The organism is Glaesserella parasuis (assembly GCF_002015085.1).
Taxonomy (GTDB): Bacteria; Pseudomonadota; Gammaproteobacteria; order Enterobacterales; family Pasteurellaceae; genus Glaesserella; species Glaesserella parasuis.
In genome coordinates, this window is sequence record NZ_MUXW01000005.1 from 1 (window position 1) to 17,154 (window position 17,154).

Sequence of the window (17,154 nt, forward strand, 5' to 3'; positions counted from 1 at the left end):
GGTTTGGTTTTTCTTGATAAGTTGCGGTTCAAAGGTGCCGTCACGGTCACGAGGCGTCTCAATTTCTATCTCACCTTCATCACAAATGACGGTCTTAGATGTGTAACCGTTACGTGCATTTTTACCTTTTCTAGACTAATGTTTTTCATAACCAAGATGGTCGGTCAGTTCACCATTTAACGCAGCCTCGACGGTGATTTTCTTGAGCATCCGTGAAAATTGATTGAGGTCTTCTGGTGTTTTTAGGTTTTTGGCAAATTCCGCTGCCAAGGCGTGAAGTTGTTTTTCGTTCATAATAAAATACCTGTGTCTGAATGTATTATCTCAGAAACAGGTATTTACACAAATTGTGGGAGAGACTTTTTTAAGCTGCTTTTTTGCAACAAATTTGTCTATTACACCATTTTCGTCCGTTTATTTATATGCCGAATGATACAGTTTTCTTAAGCTATCTAAACGCGCAATAACTGTTTTTGCTTCCGTTAAATTACCTTGACTTGCTAAGTTTTTTGCTTGAGCAACAACATCGATGACTTCTTGCATACCTTGTTGATAGCCTTTGAATTTTTCTTGATCGCCATCTAAGCTGTTTGGCATAGTTGCTTGGGCTTTTTTAGACACTTCGATAAATTTATCTGCATTTTGCGTAAATTCTTCAGCTGTTTGGGCATTTGTTAATAGGTTAATTTGGCGTTTCATTTGGAACATTTCCATTGATACACCACTTGCCACTACATTTGCCGAAATTGCTAATACTAAAATAGATAATAAATGTTTAAACTTTAACATTATTCACTCCAAATAAATAAAAAAGACGTGGGAAAATTCCCACGCCCTTATATCAGATTTCATAAATTAAGCAAGACTAGCCTTGATATTTTTGGAAGACTAAGCAAGCGTTTGTACCGCCGAAGCCGAAACTGTTAGACATTACGGTTGTTAACGCTTTGTCTTGGCATTCTGTTACGATATTCACACCTTGTGCTTGTTCATCAGGTTCTTCAATGTTGATACTTGGTGCAATGAAATCGTTATCTAACATTAATAGCGAGTAGATCGCTTCGTGAGCACCTGCTGCACCTAATGAGTGACCGGTCATTGATTTAGTTGATGAAATCGCTGGGGTTTTATCGCCAAAGACATTTTTGATTGCGCCTAATTCTTTCACATCACCCACTGGTGTTGATGTACCGTGTACGTTGATGTATTCGATTTCGCCTTTAACTGTTGCCATCGCTTGTTTCATACAACGTTCCGCACCTTCACCACTTGGGGCAACCATATCGTAACCGTCTGATGTTGCACCATAGCCTACGATTTCCGCATAAATTTTTGCACCACGAGCAAGGGCGTGTTCAAGCTCTTCAACCACAACAACAGCACCACCACCTGCGATGACGAAGCCGTCACGGTTGGCATCGTAAGCACGAGAAGCTTTAGTTGGGGTTTCGTTGTATTTGGTTGAAACTGCACCCATTGCATCAAATTCCGTTGCACATTCCCAAGATAACTCTTCTGCACCGCCAGCGAAAACCACGTCTTGTTTGCCTAATTGGATTAACTCCATTGCGTGACCGATACAGTGTGCTGAGGTTGCACAAGCAGAGCTGATAGAGTAGCTTACACCACGAATTTTATAAGGGGTTGCTAAGCAAGCAGATACACTTGAAGCCATTGTTTTAGTTACGGCATAAGGGCCAATTGCTTTTACACCACGAGGACTACGCACTGCATCACAAGCCACTAATTGACTATGTGCAGAGCCTGTACCAGCACCGATAATTAAACCTGTACGATCATTAGATACCTGCTCTTCGGTTAAACCAGCATCTTCAATTGCTTCTTTCATTGAAAGGTAAGCATAAGCAGCTGCATCGCCCATAAAGCGATAAATTTTACGGTCAATTAATTCCGCAGGGTTTAATTTAATTGTTCCAGCAACTTGGCTACGCATACCCACTTCAGCAAATTTAGGTACAAATTCAATGCCTGATTTACCTTCTTTTAATGAAGCTAATACTTCTTCTTTGTTATTACCGATACTCGAAATAATGCCGATACCTGTGATGACGACTCTTTTCATTCTTTTTCCTCTATGAATAATAAATCACGAAAACTTGGCTATTTTACACTACTTTGTCACTAAGTTCGCAACATAAATGTAAACTAGCGGTCAGATCCGAGCTGTTTTATACAAAAAATCCCCTAATTTCTACAAACTAGGAGATTGTTATCGTTAAAATCTAATTACTCTGCAAACGGATCACGCAAAATCATTGTTTCAACACGGTCTGGGCCTGTTGAAAGAATATCGACTGGTACACCTAACACTTCTTCAATGCGTTTGATGTAGTTGATCGCATTTTGCGGTAAATCTTCTAATTTAGTTACACGGAAAGTATTCTCTTTCCAACCTGGTAAGGTTTCATAAATCGGTTCAACCCCTTCCCAGTCTGCCGCCGCAAGCGGTGAGTATTCTACGATTTCGCCATTTGGTAATTTGTATGCGACACAGATTTTTAATTCCTCAAAGCCATCAAGCACGTCTAATTTGGTCATACAGAAGCCTGAGATTGAGTTAATTTGAATTGCACGGCGAACGGCAACGGCATCGAACCAACCGCAACGACGTGGGCGACCTGTGACTGCACCAAATTCGTTACCTTTACGAGCAATTTCTGCACCGACTTCATCAAAAAGTTCAGTAGTGAACGGACCTGAACCCACACGAGTACAGTAGGCTTTGATGATGCCTAATACATAATCTAAATTGCGAGGTCCGAAGCCAGAACCCGTTGCAACACCACCAGCAGTCGTATTTGAACTGGTTACAAATGGATAAGTACCGTGGTCAATGTCTAACATTGTGCCTTGCGCACCTTCAAACAGGATATTGTCGCCATTGGCTCGTGCTTTGTGTAATAGGGTTGTAATATCTGCAACCATACCTGTGATGATGTCTGCCACCGCAAAAAGGTCATCTAAGGTTTTTTGGTAATCTACAGGCTCAACTTTGTAGTAGTGAACTAGTTGGAAGTTGTAATATTCCAAAATAGTTTTTAATTTTTCTGCAAAGGCTTCACGGTTGAATAGATCGCTGACACGCAGACCACGACGAGAGACTTTATCTTCGTAAGCTGGACCGATACCGCGACCTGTTGTGCCGATTTTGTTTTTACCTAACGCCGCTTCACGAGCGTGATCCATTGCAACGTGATATGGCAGAATTAATGGGCAAGCCTCAGAGATTTTTAAACGGTCACGCACATTAATACCACGGGACTCTAATTCGCCCATTTCTTGCATTAATGCCGCAGGAGAAAGGACTACACCGTTGCCGATTAAGCAGGTCACGTTTTCACGCAAAATACCTGATGGAATAAGGCGAAGTACGGTTTTTTCGCCGTTGATAATTAAGGTGTGACCTGCATTATGTCCACCTTGGTAACGAACCACATATTTCACACGATCCGTTAATAAATCTACGATTTTGCCTTTACCTTCATCGCCCCATTGAGCTCCAAGGATTGCAACACTTTTACCCATAATAAATTGCCTCTTTTAGTTAGGTTTAGTGAATGTCAAAAGCATACAAGCGGTTAGATTTTTTTGGTTGTTACAGTTACGCTAAACCTCAATCTTTCAGGCATACTGTAGGGACACACTCAGTGTGTCCTCAACATGATCTTTTATGAGCGGACACACTCAGTGTGTCCCTACATTTTGGCTAATATAAACTGTTATATAACAACCTAAAATTTTACAACCTCGTTGTAGCTTTCTATTTTAAAGATAAAAAAGACCCGCTTTATCGGGTCTTTTGATATAACTATTTTGTAGGTGCTTTCATAAAGCGGAAAAATTCGCTGTCTGGTTTAAGCAACATCATATTGTTTGAGCCTGCAGCAAAACTTTCTTCGTAAGCCTTTAAACTACGCACAAAACTGTAAAATTCAGGTTCTTGTTTAAATGCTTCAGCATAGATTTTAGCAGCTTCTGCATCACCTTGACCTTTTAGTTCTTCAGCGGTTTTATTTGCATTGGCTAAGATGAGTACCACTTTTTTATCAACATCAGCACGAATAAATTCTGCTTTTTCTTCACCTTGTGAACGGTGTTCACGAGCAACGGCGGCACGTTCAGCTTGCATACGTTGATAAATAGAGGCTGATACTTCATTTGGTAAGTTGATCTGTTTTACACGCACATCAACTACTTCAATCCCTAATCGTTCTGCACCATCTTCGCCATCATTCAAGGCTTTTTGCGCTCCTGCCATCAGTTCACCACGAGAACCTGAAACGATGTCTTTAATGGTACGAGAACCGATTTCAGAACGTAAACGGTCATTGACTTTACGTTGTAATAAGGTTGAAGCTTTTTGTGTATCGCCACCAGTTGAAGTATAAAATTGACCAAAATCGCTGATTTTCCATTTCACATAAGAGTCCACTAGCAAGTCTTTTTTCTCGACTGTGACAAAGCGATCCTCTTGTCCATCAAGGGTTTGAATACGAGCATCTAAGGTTTTTAGCTGATCGATAACAGGCACTTTAAAGTGTAAACCTGGTTTATAAACAATCACTTTATTATCGGCATCACGATGTACTTTGTTAAAACGTAACATAATGCCACGCTGACCTTCTTTTACTACGATAACCGATTGGAAAAGGATAAATGTCACAACAGCTAAAACAGGTAAAAGTAACTTACGCATTCTTAAAATCTCCCTTTACGCACAGGCTCATTCTGTTCCACTGCAGGTAATTGAGCAGGGCTAACAGGTTGAGCAAGTTGCGGCTGTTGTTGAATAACAGGTTGTGATGATGGTGTTTTTACCGCTTCATTTGTCGTTGATTTAGCCATCAATCTATCAATAGGTAACACCGTTAGATTATTGCCGTTTGAGCTATCTACCATTAACTTCGGTGTATTTTTCATCACTTTTTCCATTGTTTGAATATACAAGCGGTCACGAGTGACTTCTGGTGCGGCTTTATATTCAGGCAATAATTGAGTAAAGCGTTGTACTTCACCTCGAGCATTTAACACAACTTGCTCTTTGTAGGCATTTGCTTGCTCTAAAATACGTTGTGCTTGACCACGAGCAATTGGCTCTTGCCCTCTTGCGTAGGCTTCGGCTTCACGAATTAAACGCTGCTCATCTTCTTGTGCTTTAATGGCATCATCAAATGCCGCTTTCACTTCTTCAGGCGGACGAGCATATTGGAAGTTCACATCGGTGATCAATAATCCCATATCATAATTTTTGATAATATCACGCAAGGCATTCCACGTTTTTTCACGCACAATCGCACGCCCTGTGGTTAAAATATCGTCCATTGTCATATGTCCGATCACATAACGCAATGCACTGTCAGTCGCTTGTTTCAAGCTATCATCAGGTTTGGTCACGCTAAAGAGATATTTCGCTGGATCTTCAATACGGTATTGAACGGTCATTTCTACCAACACCATATTTTCATCTTGGGTAAGCATAGAGCCGTTAGTTCTCAGTTCTAACACACGTTCAATATTCACTGGCGTTACATTATCAATAAAAGTTGGTTTCCAGTTTAGACCAGGTAAAACAATTTCGTGTAATTTACCGAAACGAGTAACTACACCACGTTCTGCCTCTTGGACGGTATAAAACCCTGAAGCTCCCCATACAACTAAGCCTAAGCCGAGTAATACAGGTAAAAATTTTCCTGCAGAAACAGCTGGACGGTTATTTTGGTTTGAACCATTGCCTTTACCGCCACCCATTTTTCTCAATAAGCTATTAAAAACTTCCTCTAAATCAGGTGGTTGCTGTTCATTTGATTGCTTATTCGGCTCTTTTTCTTGACCCGATGGTTGTTTTTGTTCAGGCTTTTTTTGCCCTGGTTTACCCCAAGGATCTTGCTGATTGCCTGATTCGTTCCACGACATAACGTTCTCCAAAGTTAAATTTTTCTTCGCAAATGTTAATAAAATGCAAGCGTTTGATTGTACCTATTTACAAAACTTTTGGCTAGATTGAATGTGTAAATTATTTTATCGTCACTTAGCAATATATAACGTACAATAAAAAATATCGGATATATGTTTGCTCCTATTCAATATAATGAAAAAACATGACTAAAATCAGCCTAGTTTAAATATGTGAAAGATAATTAATGAATAAGAGAGGAAAAATGTATAAGCACCTTTGGCTTTCTAATTTTTTTGGTCGAAATATCGCTGATCTGGATCTTATTAGTAAAGGGAGCAACTCGGATTTAGTTCTCGCTGATTTCTCTCTCATTCAAACAAAATTGCCAAGCTGGGCAATAACGGAAATAGCTTGGGTGCAGCAGCAAGATTTTCAGTTTGTAGAAGGTGAGATTGTTTTTGAATATGATCTTGCACATTTTTCACCTGAACTGACCGCTTGTCGTGTGGCAACGGAACAGGATTTGGTTCAACTTGAACCCTTTTCGCATTTGTTTTCACAAACGCGTTTTCGTTCGCCTTGGTTTTCATTGTTAGAAAATCGTCGATTTTATTGGCAATGGATTAAAAATGCAGTTAAGGGAGAATTTGACGATATTTGTTTACTCAGTGAAGCCACAAGCGGTGAAATACAAGGGATGATTACCCTTCGAGTAAAAGAGACTACGGCACATATTGGCTTGTTGGCGGTCGCAGAAAAATGGCGGAAGCAGGGGGTTAGCTATCGCTTATTAATGAATGCGATCGCTTGGGCGAAACGTCAGCAAGCGACGAAAATGGTGATTACCACCCAGCTGAGCAATTTAGCTGCAATTCGGCTTTATCAACGCTTAAACGGAAAAATCAGCGGCACTTATTATTGGTTTTATCGATGATGCAAAACATTCCTTTTAACCAACCGCCTGTATTAGGTACAGAGCTAAATTATATCCAGCAAGCGATCTGTTCAGATAAGCTATCTGGAGATGGTCACTTTACCCGTCTATGTGAGCAATGGCTTGAACAACGGTTTCACGCACATAAAGTGTTACTGACACCTTCTTGTACGGCGGCGCTAGAAATGGCAGCGATTTTACTTGATATTCAATCGGGTGATGAAGTGATTATGCCAAGCTATACCTTTGTTTCTACGGCAAATGCCTTTGCACTGCGTGGGGCGAAAATCGTGTTTGTAGATGTTCGACCGGATACGATGAATATCGATGAAGCCTTGATAGAACAAGCGATTACCCCCAAAACGAAGGTAATTGTCCCTGTACATTATGCGGGTGTGGCGTGTGAAATGGATAGCATTATGGCATTGGCACAGAAATATCGCTTATGGGTGGTAGAAGATGCGGCTCAAGGGATTAATGCGTTTTATAAAGGGAAAGCACTTGGCACGATTGGGCATATTGGCTGTTACAGTTTCCACGAAACGAAAAATATCACCGCAGGGGGAGAAGGTGGGGCGATTGTCATTAATCAGCCTGAACTGACCGCTCGTGCTGAAATTATTCGAGAAAAAGGCACAGATCGTCAGCAATTTTTTCGTGGCGAAGTAGATAAGTATAGTTGGCGAGATCTCGGCTCAAGTTTTTTAATGTCAGAAATACAAGCGGCTTACCTTTATGCTCAGTTACAAGGGTTAGAACAAATCCAACAAAAACGGCAGATGATTTGGCAATGTTATTTTGACGCATTACAGCCTTTGGCAGAGAAAGGGATTGTGGAATTGCCCTACATTCCCCAAGAGTGCCAAGCAAATGCCCATCTGTTTTATATAAAATGGCAAAATCTCAAGGTGCGAACGGATTTTGTTAATGCAATGAAATCAAAAGGAATTTTGACGGTCTTCCATTATGTGCCATTATATTCAAGCCCTGCAGGGCAGCAGTTTGGCCGATTTTGTGGAGAAGACAAATGGACGACTAAAGAGAGCGAGCGGTTAGTGAGATTGCCACTGTTTTTTAATATGCAAAATGAAAGTATTGAACATGTAATTAGGGCAATATTGTTTTGGAAAGCCTGATATATTCTCTTAAAGGAATGTCTCAGGATTTGAGCTAGGGTGAAGACTTTTTCTTTATACCATCGCAATTAGGTTATATAGAAAATTCTGCAAAATCACACCGCTTATATTTGTCGATATTCTACACCTGCCACGAAATAAACGCTCAACGGGCTTGATCGTGGCTGATTTTTTGTTGAGATTGCTGTTTTTGCTGATAGAAAGCCTGTAATTTTTGTCGTTCTAGTTCGGTTAATGTCCCTAGCGAAAACTCCACGGCATTTTGCAGATCTTGGTATGTTTCCCCTTGCAAGCCCCCTGTTTCTCCCTGTAAAAAGTCAGTTCTGCCTGAATACCACGCTGATAAAGACGGTTTAACAGATAGATATAAAAGGCGTAAACTTGTTTGCATAAACGGGCTAGGAGAATGGCAAGCGTTCCCGGTCCTGAGCCAATATCCAATACACTATCTGTCGGTTCAATCTTCATTTTATCTAGAAATTGACGGGTATAACTGTTCTCTTTTTCAACAAAGTTTCGGCAAATCTAACCGCTTTCTTATCCCATTTCTCAGCGGTAACATCATGATAACGACATGCAATCAGATGTTGTTTATAAAGTTGAGCAAAATCAATGTCGTAGAATGAATTCATGTTATTCCTTAAAAGGTAAATGTTGAGCCAAACTTGCCGTATCTATACGATAGGTTTTGGCTAGTTGATGAAGAGTGAGCATAGCGGCTTTTTTCCCTTGTTGAAAGGCTGGCTGATGTTGTTTATCTAAAATCACAACGCTATCTGCAAGGTAATCGGCGTGCTGTGGGTGATGTGTAGTGATCAGTAACGTCATATTTTGTTGATGTAGTCGTTTAATTTGGTTCAGCAGACGAATTTGATTACCGAAATCAAGGCTTGAAGTTGGTTCGTCCATAATCAACATCTTGGCTTGCTGTGCAATGGCTCTGGCTATCAAAACTAACTGTTTCTCACTACCGCTTAATTGTGGATAGTAACGTTGAGCTAAATGTACAATATTTAGCTGTTCCAATGCGTTAAAAGTAAGTTGTTTATCTTTATGGCTAGGGCTTTGATACCATTTTAGATAAGCCGAACGCCCCATTAAAACCATCTCTTCAACTGTAAAGGGAAATAAACTTTGATGCGCTTGCGGCACATAGGCAATTTGTTGGGCTAACTGTTGTGGTGAATAGGTAACAAGCGGTTGGTTTGCAAAGAAAATTTCCCCGTGCAATTTTGCTTGAGTACCCAATAACGTGCGTAAAAAGGTACTTTCCCTGCCCCATTTGCCCCTAACACACAGCAGATGTCATTTGTTCCCAGACGAAAATCGATCCCTGAGATCAAAGGCTGACTGGCATAGCCAATCGTTAGGTTTTTCGTTTCCAGTATCACAGTTACCAACAATACCGCACTAATACCGCCGACAAATGCAAAAAGTTGCACATACCACATCGGCAAATTGCAAAAAATCGCCAACGAAGCCCCAAAACCAGCCCCTACAGATACGCCTAGAATATCGGGGGAAACCAACGGGTTTTTAAACATCCCCTGATAGGTTGCCCCTGCACAAGCTAGTGCAGCTCCGACTAAGCAAGCAACAATAATCCGTGGCACTCGAATATGCCATAACACCGTTTGAACTTGGTTGGTTTCGCATTCAACAGAGAAAGCACAAACGACCGCTTGCCACAGTGCTGTCGGCGAAATCGGATACTTTCCGAGATTAAGCGAAAGCAAAATAGCCAGTAATAAGAGCAAACTCAATATCAGTAGCGACCGTTTGGAGATCATCTCAACCGAACATTTATCTACCTTTCGGTAATAATTCGTTAGCCTGTGCGTCAGTTAAATCAATATGATAAAACAACTTGTAAAAGGTATTTAACTCAGGAATAAATACCTTCGGTTCACCGCCTGACAAATGGTGTTGTAGCCATTTCATACCTAACAAACGATTTAAACTTGGTGGCGAGTCTAACCAACCAAAAGGTTGATGTGGGATTAAATAGACTTGCTTATTTTTCACCGCATCTAGTGCTTGCCATTGCGGTGCTTCCCAAATCATTTGATAAAATTCAGGAAATTGCGTAAAAATGATGTCAGGGTTCCATTGCAAAAGCTGTTCCATTGACACTTTCGCCAAACCTTTATGTTCCCCTTCCACCACATTTTTCAACCCGACCAGTTCCATCGCCTCCGTATGGATTGAACCTTTAAAGCCTGTTTCCAAGCCGTCGGCACCTCGTGCAAGATAAGCGGTTTTTGCAACATTTTTCGCAGAACCAACCGCTTGTTTTAAGGTTTCTTCCGCATATTTTGCCAAGGTTTCAGCCTGTTTCGTCTGCCCCACAATTTTATCTAATTCACGCAACAATTCCGGGGTACGTTCAAGTTTACCGTCCAATAAAACATAAGACACTTGAGTATGAGCTTGAGTTTTCTTTGCTTGATCAAGATAGTTTGGTGACACATTACCCACATCGACAATCAAGTCAGGGGATAACGCTACGATTTTTTCAGGCGATAAACTACTATTTTTGCCCGAAACTCTCCCTAGCGTTTCTAATTTCTGTAACGTTTCAGGGAATAATTTGCCTGATGTCGATTGCATTTTGAAGCTGGCAAACCCGGCTAATTTTTCAGGGGCAACAGCAAGTAACACAACATCACTTGGATTACCTGCACTGATAATTTTTTGTACACGCTCAGCTTTGGGTAAATCGCCCAAATGGGTACTGATCGGCTGCTCATTGGCAGACACACCACTTGTCACAAACGCCAACAAAACGAATGCAGAAAGAAATTTTTTCATAATCTAGCACCTGTGATTAAGATAAAATCATTATATTTAAAATTATATAACGATGGAGATTGATCAACAAGTCAATACATTATGTAAATTTTTGCAAAAAATGAATGATCGTTCAGTTTAGAGCTAGTCGAAATGGGGCGTTTTCTTTAAAATACGCCCCATTATTTTTTAATCAAGGAATTTTTAATGAAAGTGTCAAAACTTACTTTTACATTACTTTCTGCACTGGTACTTTCAGCTTGTACCAATATGAGCAACGATGGCTCTCTACAAAAAGCACAGCAAGATTATCAACAATATCAAGATATTACCAAACAATATCAAATCAATGAGCAATGGTGGTTAGGCTATAATGATACTCAGCTTAACCGCTTAGTTGAAACGGCACTTGCCAATAATATCAATTTGGCAAAAACAGCTATTTCTGTGAATAAAGCCTTATATAACGCAAACTTAGTGGGTGCAAATTTAGTTCCGACTTTCACCGCTTCGGAAAAATCTTCTGCTTCCAAAGGGGTTGGATCTAGCAGTAACCTAAACTCGACAGGAACATCAAGTATTGGTCATCAAATTGGCTTGAACCTAAGTTATACCCTTGATTTATGGGGGCGTTTAAGAGATACCGCAAGTGCGGCAGAGTGGGAACATAAAGCAACCCAAGAAGATTTACAAGCGGCGAGATTATCCCTAATTAATGCCGTTGTAAGTAGCTATTACAATCTTGCCTATTATCAAGATGCGATCCGCATTACGCAGCAGAGCGTGAAAAGCTATGAGCAGATCAACCACATTTTAAGCAACAAATTCAAACAGGGATTAATCGACCAACTTAGCGTAGATCAATCAATGCAAGCGGTGCTTTCTGCACAAAATGCCTTAATCAACTTACAATCAGCTCAAAAATCAAGTGAACAAGTTTTGCGTAATTTGCTAAATTTAAAACCAAACGAACCGCTTGTAGTCAATTATCCAAGTATTCTTAAGGTTAAATTACAAGATGTTGATGTGAATGTTCCTGTTTCAACCATTGCTAATCGTCCAGATGTACTGGCAAGCCTAAAACGTTTACAAGGGGCATTTAAAAACCTCACCGCAACTGAAAATAGCTGGTTCCCGACAGTCACATTAGGGGGAAGCCTAACAGGAAGTTCAACGAAGTTTAACAATACGTCAGATAACCTTGTTGCTGGTGGCGTGGTGTCTTTTGATTTGCCGTTCTTAGATTGGAACAGAGTACAAAATAACATTAAGATTTCAGAAGAGGGTTATAAGCTGGCTAAATTGAACTATGAACAGACAGTAACAACCGCATTAAATGAAATCGACACCTACTATTCCACTTACCAACTGTCAAAAAGTGGCTATGCGAATTTACAGAAAAAATATGAGTACGATAGAAAAATCAGCGGATATTATAAAAACCGCTACGATCAAGGTATCTCTGAATTGCGTGAATGGCTAAGTGCAATGAACACCGAACGTAGCTCAGAACTTTCATTGCTTGAAAATAAATACACCCTGCTCAAAAATGAGAATGCCATTTATCAGGCAATGGCTGGGAAATATCGCAAATAGTATATTTAAGTATAATAGCAGTGAGAAATTAAGCTGCGCCTCTAATTTCTCACCTTTTACTACATTCTAGCCTTTAAATCGGGAAACCCACCCAAATCCTTCAACTTATTCACCATTGCACAAAACAGCTCTGCAGTGCGTTCCGTATCGTACAAGGCAGAATGGGCTTGTTTGCCGTCAAAAGGAATTTGTGCCATTTGGCAGGCTTTGACTAAGACCGTTTGTCCATACATAAAACCAGCCAAGGTTGCAGTATCAAACATTGCAAAAGGGTGGAACGGATCTCGTTTGGCATTAATGCGTTTTACCGCCGCTTGTAGAAATGCCTGATCAAAAGTCGCATTGTGTGCCACAATCACAGCACGTTGGCAGCCGTTGTCTTTTACCGCTTTGCGTACCATTTTAAACATCTCGGTAATGGCAACATCTTCTGGCACAGCACCACGCTCTGCATTATCTACATCAATTCCATTTACTTTTAATGCCTCTGGATTGATATTGGCATTTTCAAAAGGTTTAACGTGGCGATGAAATTTTTCATCTAAATGCAAATAGCCATCGTCGTCCATTTTTAGCGTAATCGCCGCAATTTCTAACAATGCGTCCGTTTGAGCATTTAATCCCCCCGTTTCGACATCAACCACAACAGGAAGATAGCCACGAAAGCGATTTTTCAATAGATTGTAATTGGTTGCTTCTGTTTCAGCCATTAACCTAACGCCTTTTGTGCATCTTTGTTGGCGATAAATTCGATTTTGTAACCGTCAGGATCTTCTACAAACGCAATCACGGTTCTACCACCTAACACAGGACCAGCCTCACGAGTGACCTTTCCACCTGCTTGACGAACCGCTTCAACCGTTGCGTAAATATCATCTACACCGATAGCGATGTGTCCGTAGGCAGTGCCTAATTCATAGCTCTCAACTCCCCAGTTATACGTCAGCTCAAGCACGGCACTTTCGCTTTCATCTGCATAGCCTAAAAATGCAAGGGTATATTTTTATTGCTCATTCTCGCTGGTGCGTAATAAACGCATACCAAGCACTTCTGTGTAAAATTTGATAGAACGTTCTAGGTTTCCTACTCGCAACATTGTATGTAAAATTCGCATCGTAAAATCCTCTTAAAAATAGAAAAAAGTGCCAATATTATGGCATAATCTCGCCCTAAAATCATTTTTGAATTGAAACTATGGCTCACGATCACGATACACCTTCTAAATTAGAAATCGCCACGCACGCTATTTTGCCGTTGGTGACGATGTTATTGATTGAAATGTCACTCAATCACTATTTTGCACCACAAAATGCAATCTTTGTTTCGCCTTATCTGCTCACCTTTTTTAGCGTTTGTTTGATTAGCTTCGTGGTGCTGTGGAAAGGGCAAATTTGCCCAGGGCAAAAAGGGCGTTTAACGGCTATTCTGCCTTGGTTCTTGGTCTTTGCGGTGGGTAATTTTCTCTATTCTCTTGTCTTTACCCCGAAGCATTCGCCTGCATTAGTCGCTGGATTTGCTTCTGTTATTCTGCCGTTTATCTATTGGAAATTACCTAAAGATAAAGAGATTTATCGTACGGTAATTTATTGTGGCTTAGGCATCACCGCCATTGGTATGCTGCAATATTTGCTGATTTATTGGTATGAAGTACCGTCGCTGTTTAACTGGATTAGAGCCAATAATTTTGCCCAGATTTTACTCGGTATTTTATTAAGCGGTTGGTATTTAATGCTAGCGAAAAGCCGTTTGGAAGGCTTTTTAAAACTGTTGGTATTGTTAGCACTTATGGTATTAATCATCAACTATGTTTGGGTGATTTTCGTGTTATATCAACAACTTGCGATTATGCCTGAGATGGTGATTTATCCTTACTTTATCTTCTTTGGGGTTCAGTTTGTGATTTTGATGATGTTAGCTTGGTTGCTACTCGGCAAACAGGGAAAAAACATCAAAAATCCAACCGCTTGGACGGTCGCTACCTTCCTTGCAATGCTTTATCCATTAACAAATATTCTCTAAATGTTACGCAGAAGCCTATTGATTATCGGTGCGGTACTTGCCATTTTAATGGCTGGCGGTGCATCGTTGCTTTCAGGCTCTCAATTAGCTTCTGCGATTAATCTTGTATTGCCAACGGGCTGGAAAATAGAAACACCCTATGGTATTGAGCCACATTTAGAAAAAGCAATCCTGCCACAATTTACTATTTACTATCAACATTGTCCGATTATTTCGGCAGAGAGCCTTTCGGTGCAATGGCTTGATGAACAATCTATTCGTCTTAATCAAGCGACTGTTGATTACGCCTGCGTATCTCTTTTTCCTAAATCGGAAAAAAGCCAAACCGATCCCACAGAAACCATTAAAACGATCCTTGCGTTACTGCCAGAAGGTAACATAGAAATCAAATCTTTGGCGTGGAAAAATCTTCCCAACGAAATGCACGAACGTTTGAAGGGATTACTGCAATCACCAAGTGAAATTAAATTTGCATTTTTTCAGCAAAAACTGACCGCTTACATTAAGCAACAAGCGGTCACATTTGACGCAAATTTTGCAAATCAGCAACTCACCACACAACTTAGCTATCAACCAAATAATGATGAGCAACATCACGTAACACTTTCTGCTCAGTTAGATGAACATTTTCTAGCATTGCCCGAGCAACTTAGCTTGGATTATCAGTGGCATTTGCCTGAAGCCTTGATTGCGGAACCAAGTTTGCAACAAGGACATTCAACGCTCAACTGGTATAAACAAAATCAACAACTTCACGGAAATTGGCAGTTAAATTCCGCCATAACACCTGAAAATCAGTTCAACTTGCCGTTTCATTTTGATACGCAAAGCCTGACGATTGAAAAAGGGAAAATTGATTGGCAACTCTCAAATGATTTTCCGCTCAATGCATATCTGACAACTACGATTAGTCCTAACCGTTTTTCCTTAGATGAGCTTTATCCGATAAAAACGGCGGTGCGTATCAGCTTACTTACTCAAAATGCCAAAGGGAAAGGCAATGTTGTGATCAGTAGTCCACAAGGGGAAATTCAGCAAGACAGTTTGATTTTGCCACTACAAATTACAGGTAATATCAAACAAGGTGAGCATATTTTATATAGCACTATTCCTTTAGATGTAAGGGGAAAATTTGATGATCTCACCTTACGCTTTTTGCAAGGTGCTTTGTTACGTCTAACTGGGACTGAACGCTTTCTTACCATCAACGATTTGCGTTTTCCCCTTGCTGGCGTACGGGTAGATAAGCAGGGCATTCATGGTCGATTGCAAGCGATTTTCCGTGGAGAAAGCCCTGACTTTAAAAATATTGAAATGCGGTTGGACGGTTATGCCAACAATTTCAAAGCGGGATCATTACACTTTTTCCAAGATCCAACCGATAAAAAAGCGGTGAAAGATCAATGGAATTGGCGTTTTTGGGGCAGTTCGCAAATAAAAGCCTTAAACCGACCGCTTGCGGTGTCTGGGCGTGGTGTGTGGCATAAAGATTTGGTGCAACTATCTGAATTTAAAGGTAGTCTGGAACAGATTGGTAAAAATGGGGTATCCATTCCCAAAACAGAGCTGGTTTTGAATGAGCCGATTAACTTTGATTACGATAAATTTCATCTCACTGGGGGAATAAAACTCTTTTCTCCGCAGATTAATTTTGCCTATGGTGGCACTTTAGAAAAGCCAACGGCACACTTAAATTTTTACGGCGAAGTGGAAAATCTTAACTTTAGGGGTGATGTTACCGCTAATCAATTAGGACCGATTAAACTCTTTGCTCGCCGAAAATTAACCAATAATGCCAGTGATTTAATCGGTAAGCTATATTGGTCAGAGCAACCTGCAAATGTATTCCAAAGCCTTTTTCCTTTTAGAAACCAATGGGTCATCACAAACGGTACCATCAAAGGTGAAACGTCATTTAGTGCGAATGCAGCTCGTGGGCTGATGGCTGGCGGGCATTTTGCTATTCGCAACGGTGCGGTTTCTCTACCAAACGGTGAGATCAAGGGCATTGATTTCTCACTCCCTTATCAATACAAACAGGGCGAAGTAGATATTGGTGTGAAAAAAGCCCTTGATGTGAATATTGATGAAGTGAATATGGGTATTCCGATAACCAATGTCAAAGTAAAAATTCAAGGACACTTACCTTACACTAAACGTAAGCCTCTGTTTTTACGAGAGTTAAGTTTAAATTTGCTTGATGGACGTTTAAATATCGAACACTTTGCCCTGCCACAAACGAAAATCGCTTATTTAAAGCTGTTTGATATTCGTTTTGAACGCATTTTAGAATTGGCACAGTATCACCAACTGGATTTAACTGGCAAATTCAACGGTATCTTTCCGTTTTGGCTGTCGGGTAAACCTTGCTACATCTGCAATGGAACATTGACACAAGCGGATAGATCTTACCTAAAATTTACCCCTGAATTGCTTGAAGCGATTAAACAAGGGGGCTATACGGAACAGATTTTGGCTTATATGGTCAATAAAAGTGAGATTGACGATTTCACCGCAACGGTGAATTTAGACAGTAAAGGCGATATGGATTTATCAGCTAAAATCCATTCTAGATTGACTGAGCATAAACAAGCGAAAGTCAATTTGAATTATAACCATAAAGAGAATATGTTCGACCTGTGGAAATTGATTAACTACGGTTCTCAGTTTGAGCAGAATATTGAGCACTCAATCTATAAACAATTAGATAAACAATAACCGCACTCAGTACATGCTAAAGGCTCAGAATTATCTAAGCCACT

12 protein-coding genes and 5 pseudogenes are annotated in these 17,154 nt (G+C 40.4%); 5 read left to right on the plus strand and 12 right to left on the minus strand.

What is annotated here, in order from left to right:
• From B0183_RS02675 to hflK, 6 genes and pseudogenes are all read right to left on the minus strand, one after another.
• Positions 1-294 (minus strand): annotated as a pseudogene (locus tag B0183_RS02675) (transposase); the annotation flags it as partial.
• 120 nt (positions 295-414) lie between these two features.
• On the minus strand, positions 415-789 hold the full coding sequence (locus B0183_RS02680) for a cytochrome b562 (RefSeq protein ID WP_021111694.1): 375 nt from the start codon (positions 787-789) through the stop codon (positions 415-417).
• Positions 790-865: 76 nt separating this feature from the next.
• Positions 866-2,083 carry a beta-ketoacyl-ACP synthase I gene (gene fabB / locus B0183_RS02685; RefSeq protein ID WP_021114544.1) on the minus strand — a complete coding sequence of 406 codons (1,218 nt, stop codon included), beginning with the start codon at positions 2,081-2,083 and terminating at the stop codon, positions 866-868.
• A 164-nt stretch (positions 2,084-2,247) separates the two neighbouring features.
• Entirely contained in the window at positions 2,248-3,546 is a 1,299-nt protein-coding gene (gene purA, locus B0183_RS02690) for an adenylosuccinate synthase (protein ID WP_021114545.1), read from the minus strand.
• A gap of 283 nt (positions 3,547-3,829) precedes the next feature.
• Entirely contained in the window at positions 3,830-4,717 is an 888-nt protein-coding gene (gene hflC / locus B0183_RS02695; protein ID WP_021111697.1) for a protease modulator HflC, read from the minus strand.
• Between the two features lie 2 nt (positions 4,718-4,719).
• Positions 4,720-5,934: an FtsH protease activity modulator HflK gene (hflK, locus tag B0183_RS02700; protein ID WP_021118670.1), complete on the minus strand. Its 1,215-nt coding sequence runs from the start codon at positions 5,932-5,934 to the stop codon at positions 4,720-4,722.
• Positions 5,935-6,179: 245 nt separating this feature from the next.
• On the opposite strand from hflK, the gene rffC reads away from it, so the two are divergent.
• Together rffC and rffA are read left to right on the plus strand one after the other, a co-directional pair.
• The gene (rffC, locus tag B0183_RS02705) at positions 6,180-6,851 is read left to right on the plus strand and encodes a dTDP-4-amino-4,6-dideoxy-D-galactose acyltransferase (protein WP_005710432.1); all 672 of its coding nucleotides are present in this window, start codon (positions 6,180-6,182) and stop codon (positions 6,849-6,851) included.
• Entirely contained in the window at positions 6,848-7,987 is a 1,140-nt protein-coding gene (gene rffA / locus B0183_RS02710; RefSeq protein WP_412459325.1) for a dTDP-4-amino-4,6-dideoxygalactose transaminase, read from the plus strand. Before rffC ends, rffA begins: the two co-directional genes overlap by 4 nt.
• A gap of 145 nt (positions 7,988-8,132) precedes the next feature.
• On the opposite strand, the pseudogene B0183_RS02715 reads toward rffA, so the two are convergent.
• From B0183_RS02715 to B0183_RS02730, 4 genes and pseudogenes are all read right to left on the minus strand, one after another.
• Positions 8,133-8,619, minus strand: a pseudogene (locus B0183_RS02715) (hypothetical protein).
• 1 nt (position 8,620) lies between these two features.
• A pseudogene (locus B0183_RS12465) lies at positions 8,621-9,378 on the minus strand (ABC transporter ATP-binding protein).
• Positions 9,373-9,777: pseudogene (locus B0183_RS13160) on the minus strand (iron chelate uptake ABC transporter family permease subunit); the annotation flags it as partial. The pseudogenes B0183_RS13160 and B0183_RS12465, both read right to left, overlap by 6 nt.
• A gap of 13 nt (positions 9,778-9,790) precedes the next feature.
• Positions 9,791-10,798 carry an iron ABC transporter substrate-binding protein gene (locus tag B0183_RS02730; protein WP_078208290.1) on the minus strand — a complete coding sequence of 336 codons (1,008 nt, stop codon included), beginning with the start codon at positions 10,796-10,798 and terminating at the stop codon, positions 9,791-9,793.
• Positions 10,799-10,984: 186 nt separating this feature from the next.
• On the opposite strand from B0183_RS02730, the gene tdeA reads away from it, so the two are divergent.
• Positions 10,985-12,373, plus strand: a complete 1,389-nt coding sequence (tdeA, locus tag B0183_RS02735) for a toxin/drug exporter TdeA (protein WP_078208291.1) — start codon at positions 10,985-10,987, stop codon at positions 12,371-12,373.
• 59 nt (positions 12,374-12,432) lie between these two features.
• Here tdeA and rnt read toward each other — a convergent pair whose 3' ends face one another.
• Both rnt and gloA read right to left on the minus strand, forming a co-directional pair.
• On the minus strand, positions 12,433-13,083 hold the full coding sequence (gene rnt, locus B0183_RS02740; protein WP_016528323.1) for a ribonuclease T: 651 nt from the start codon (positions 13,081-13,083) through the stop codon (positions 12,433-12,435).
• Positions 13,083-13,487, minus strand: a pseudogene (gloA, locus tag B0183_RS02745) (lactoylglutathione lyase). The gene rnt and the pseudogene gloA overlap by 1 nt, the downstream one beginning before the upstream one ends.
• A gap of 80 nt (positions 13,488-13,567) precedes the next feature.
• Between gloA and B0183_RS02750 the strand changes: the two are divergent.
• Positions 13,568-14,392, plus strand: a complete 825-nt coding sequence (locus tag B0183_RS02750; RefSeq protein WP_021118675.1) for a hypothetical protein — start codon at positions 13,568-13,570, stop codon at positions 14,390-14,392.
• Positions 14,393-17,110 (plus strand): YdbH family protein, encoded by a 2,718-nt coding sequence (locus tag B0183_RS02755; RefSeq protein ID WP_078208292.1) that lies wholly within the window; start codon positions 14,393-14,395, stop codon positions 17,108-17,110.
• Positions 17,111-17,154 lie beyond the last annotated feature (44 nt).

Excerpts from the sequence above, each read along its gene's own strand:
- B0183_RS02755 (WP_078208292.1), top strand. The coding sequence starts at position 14,393 with ATGTTACGCAGAAGCCTATTGATTATCGGTGCGGTACTTGCCATTTTA.
- rnt (WP_016528323.1), bottom strand. The coding sequence starts at position 13,083 with ATGGCTGAAACAGAAGCAACCAATTACAATCTATTGAAAAATCGCTTT.
- rffC (WP_005710432.1), top strand. The coding sequence starts at position 6,180 with ATGTATAAGCACCTTTGGCTTTCTAATTTTTTTGGTCGAAATATCGCT.
- B0183_RS02680 (WP_021111694.1), bottom strand. The coding sequence starts at position 789 with ATGTTAAAGTTTAAACATTTATTATCTATTTTAGTATTAGCAATTTCG.
- purA (WP_021114545.1), bottom strand. The coding sequence starts at position 3,546 with ATGGGTAAAAGTGTTGCAATCCTTGGAGCTCAATGGGGCGATGAAGGT.
- hflC (WP_021111697.1), bottom strand. The coding sequence starts at position 4,717 with ATGCGTAAGTTACTTTTACCTGTTTTAGCTGTTGTGACATTTATCCTT.
- tdeA (WP_078208291.1), top strand. The coding sequence starts at position 10,985 with ATGAAAGTGTCAAAACTTACTTTTACATTACTTTCTGCACTGGTACTT.
- hflK (WP_021118670.1), bottom strand. The coding sequence starts at position 5,934 with ATGTCGTGGAACGAATCAGGCAATCAGCAAGATCCTTGGGGTAAACCA.
- fabB (WP_021114544.1), bottom strand. The coding sequence starts at position 2,083 with ATGAAAAGAGTCGTCATCACAGGTATCGGCATTATTTCGAGTATCGGT.
- rffA (WP_412459325.1), top strand. The coding sequence starts at position 6,848 with ATGATGCAAAACATTCCTTTTAACCAACCGCCTGTATTAGGTACAGAG.
- B0183_RS02750 (WP_021118675.1), top strand. The coding sequence starts at position 13,568 with ATGGCTCACGATCACGATACACCTTCTAAATTAGAAATCGCCACGCAC.
- B0183_RS02730 (WP_078208290.1), bottom strand. The coding sequence starts at position 10,798 with ATGAAAAAATTTCTTTCTGCATTCGTTTTGTTGGCGTTTGTGACAAGT.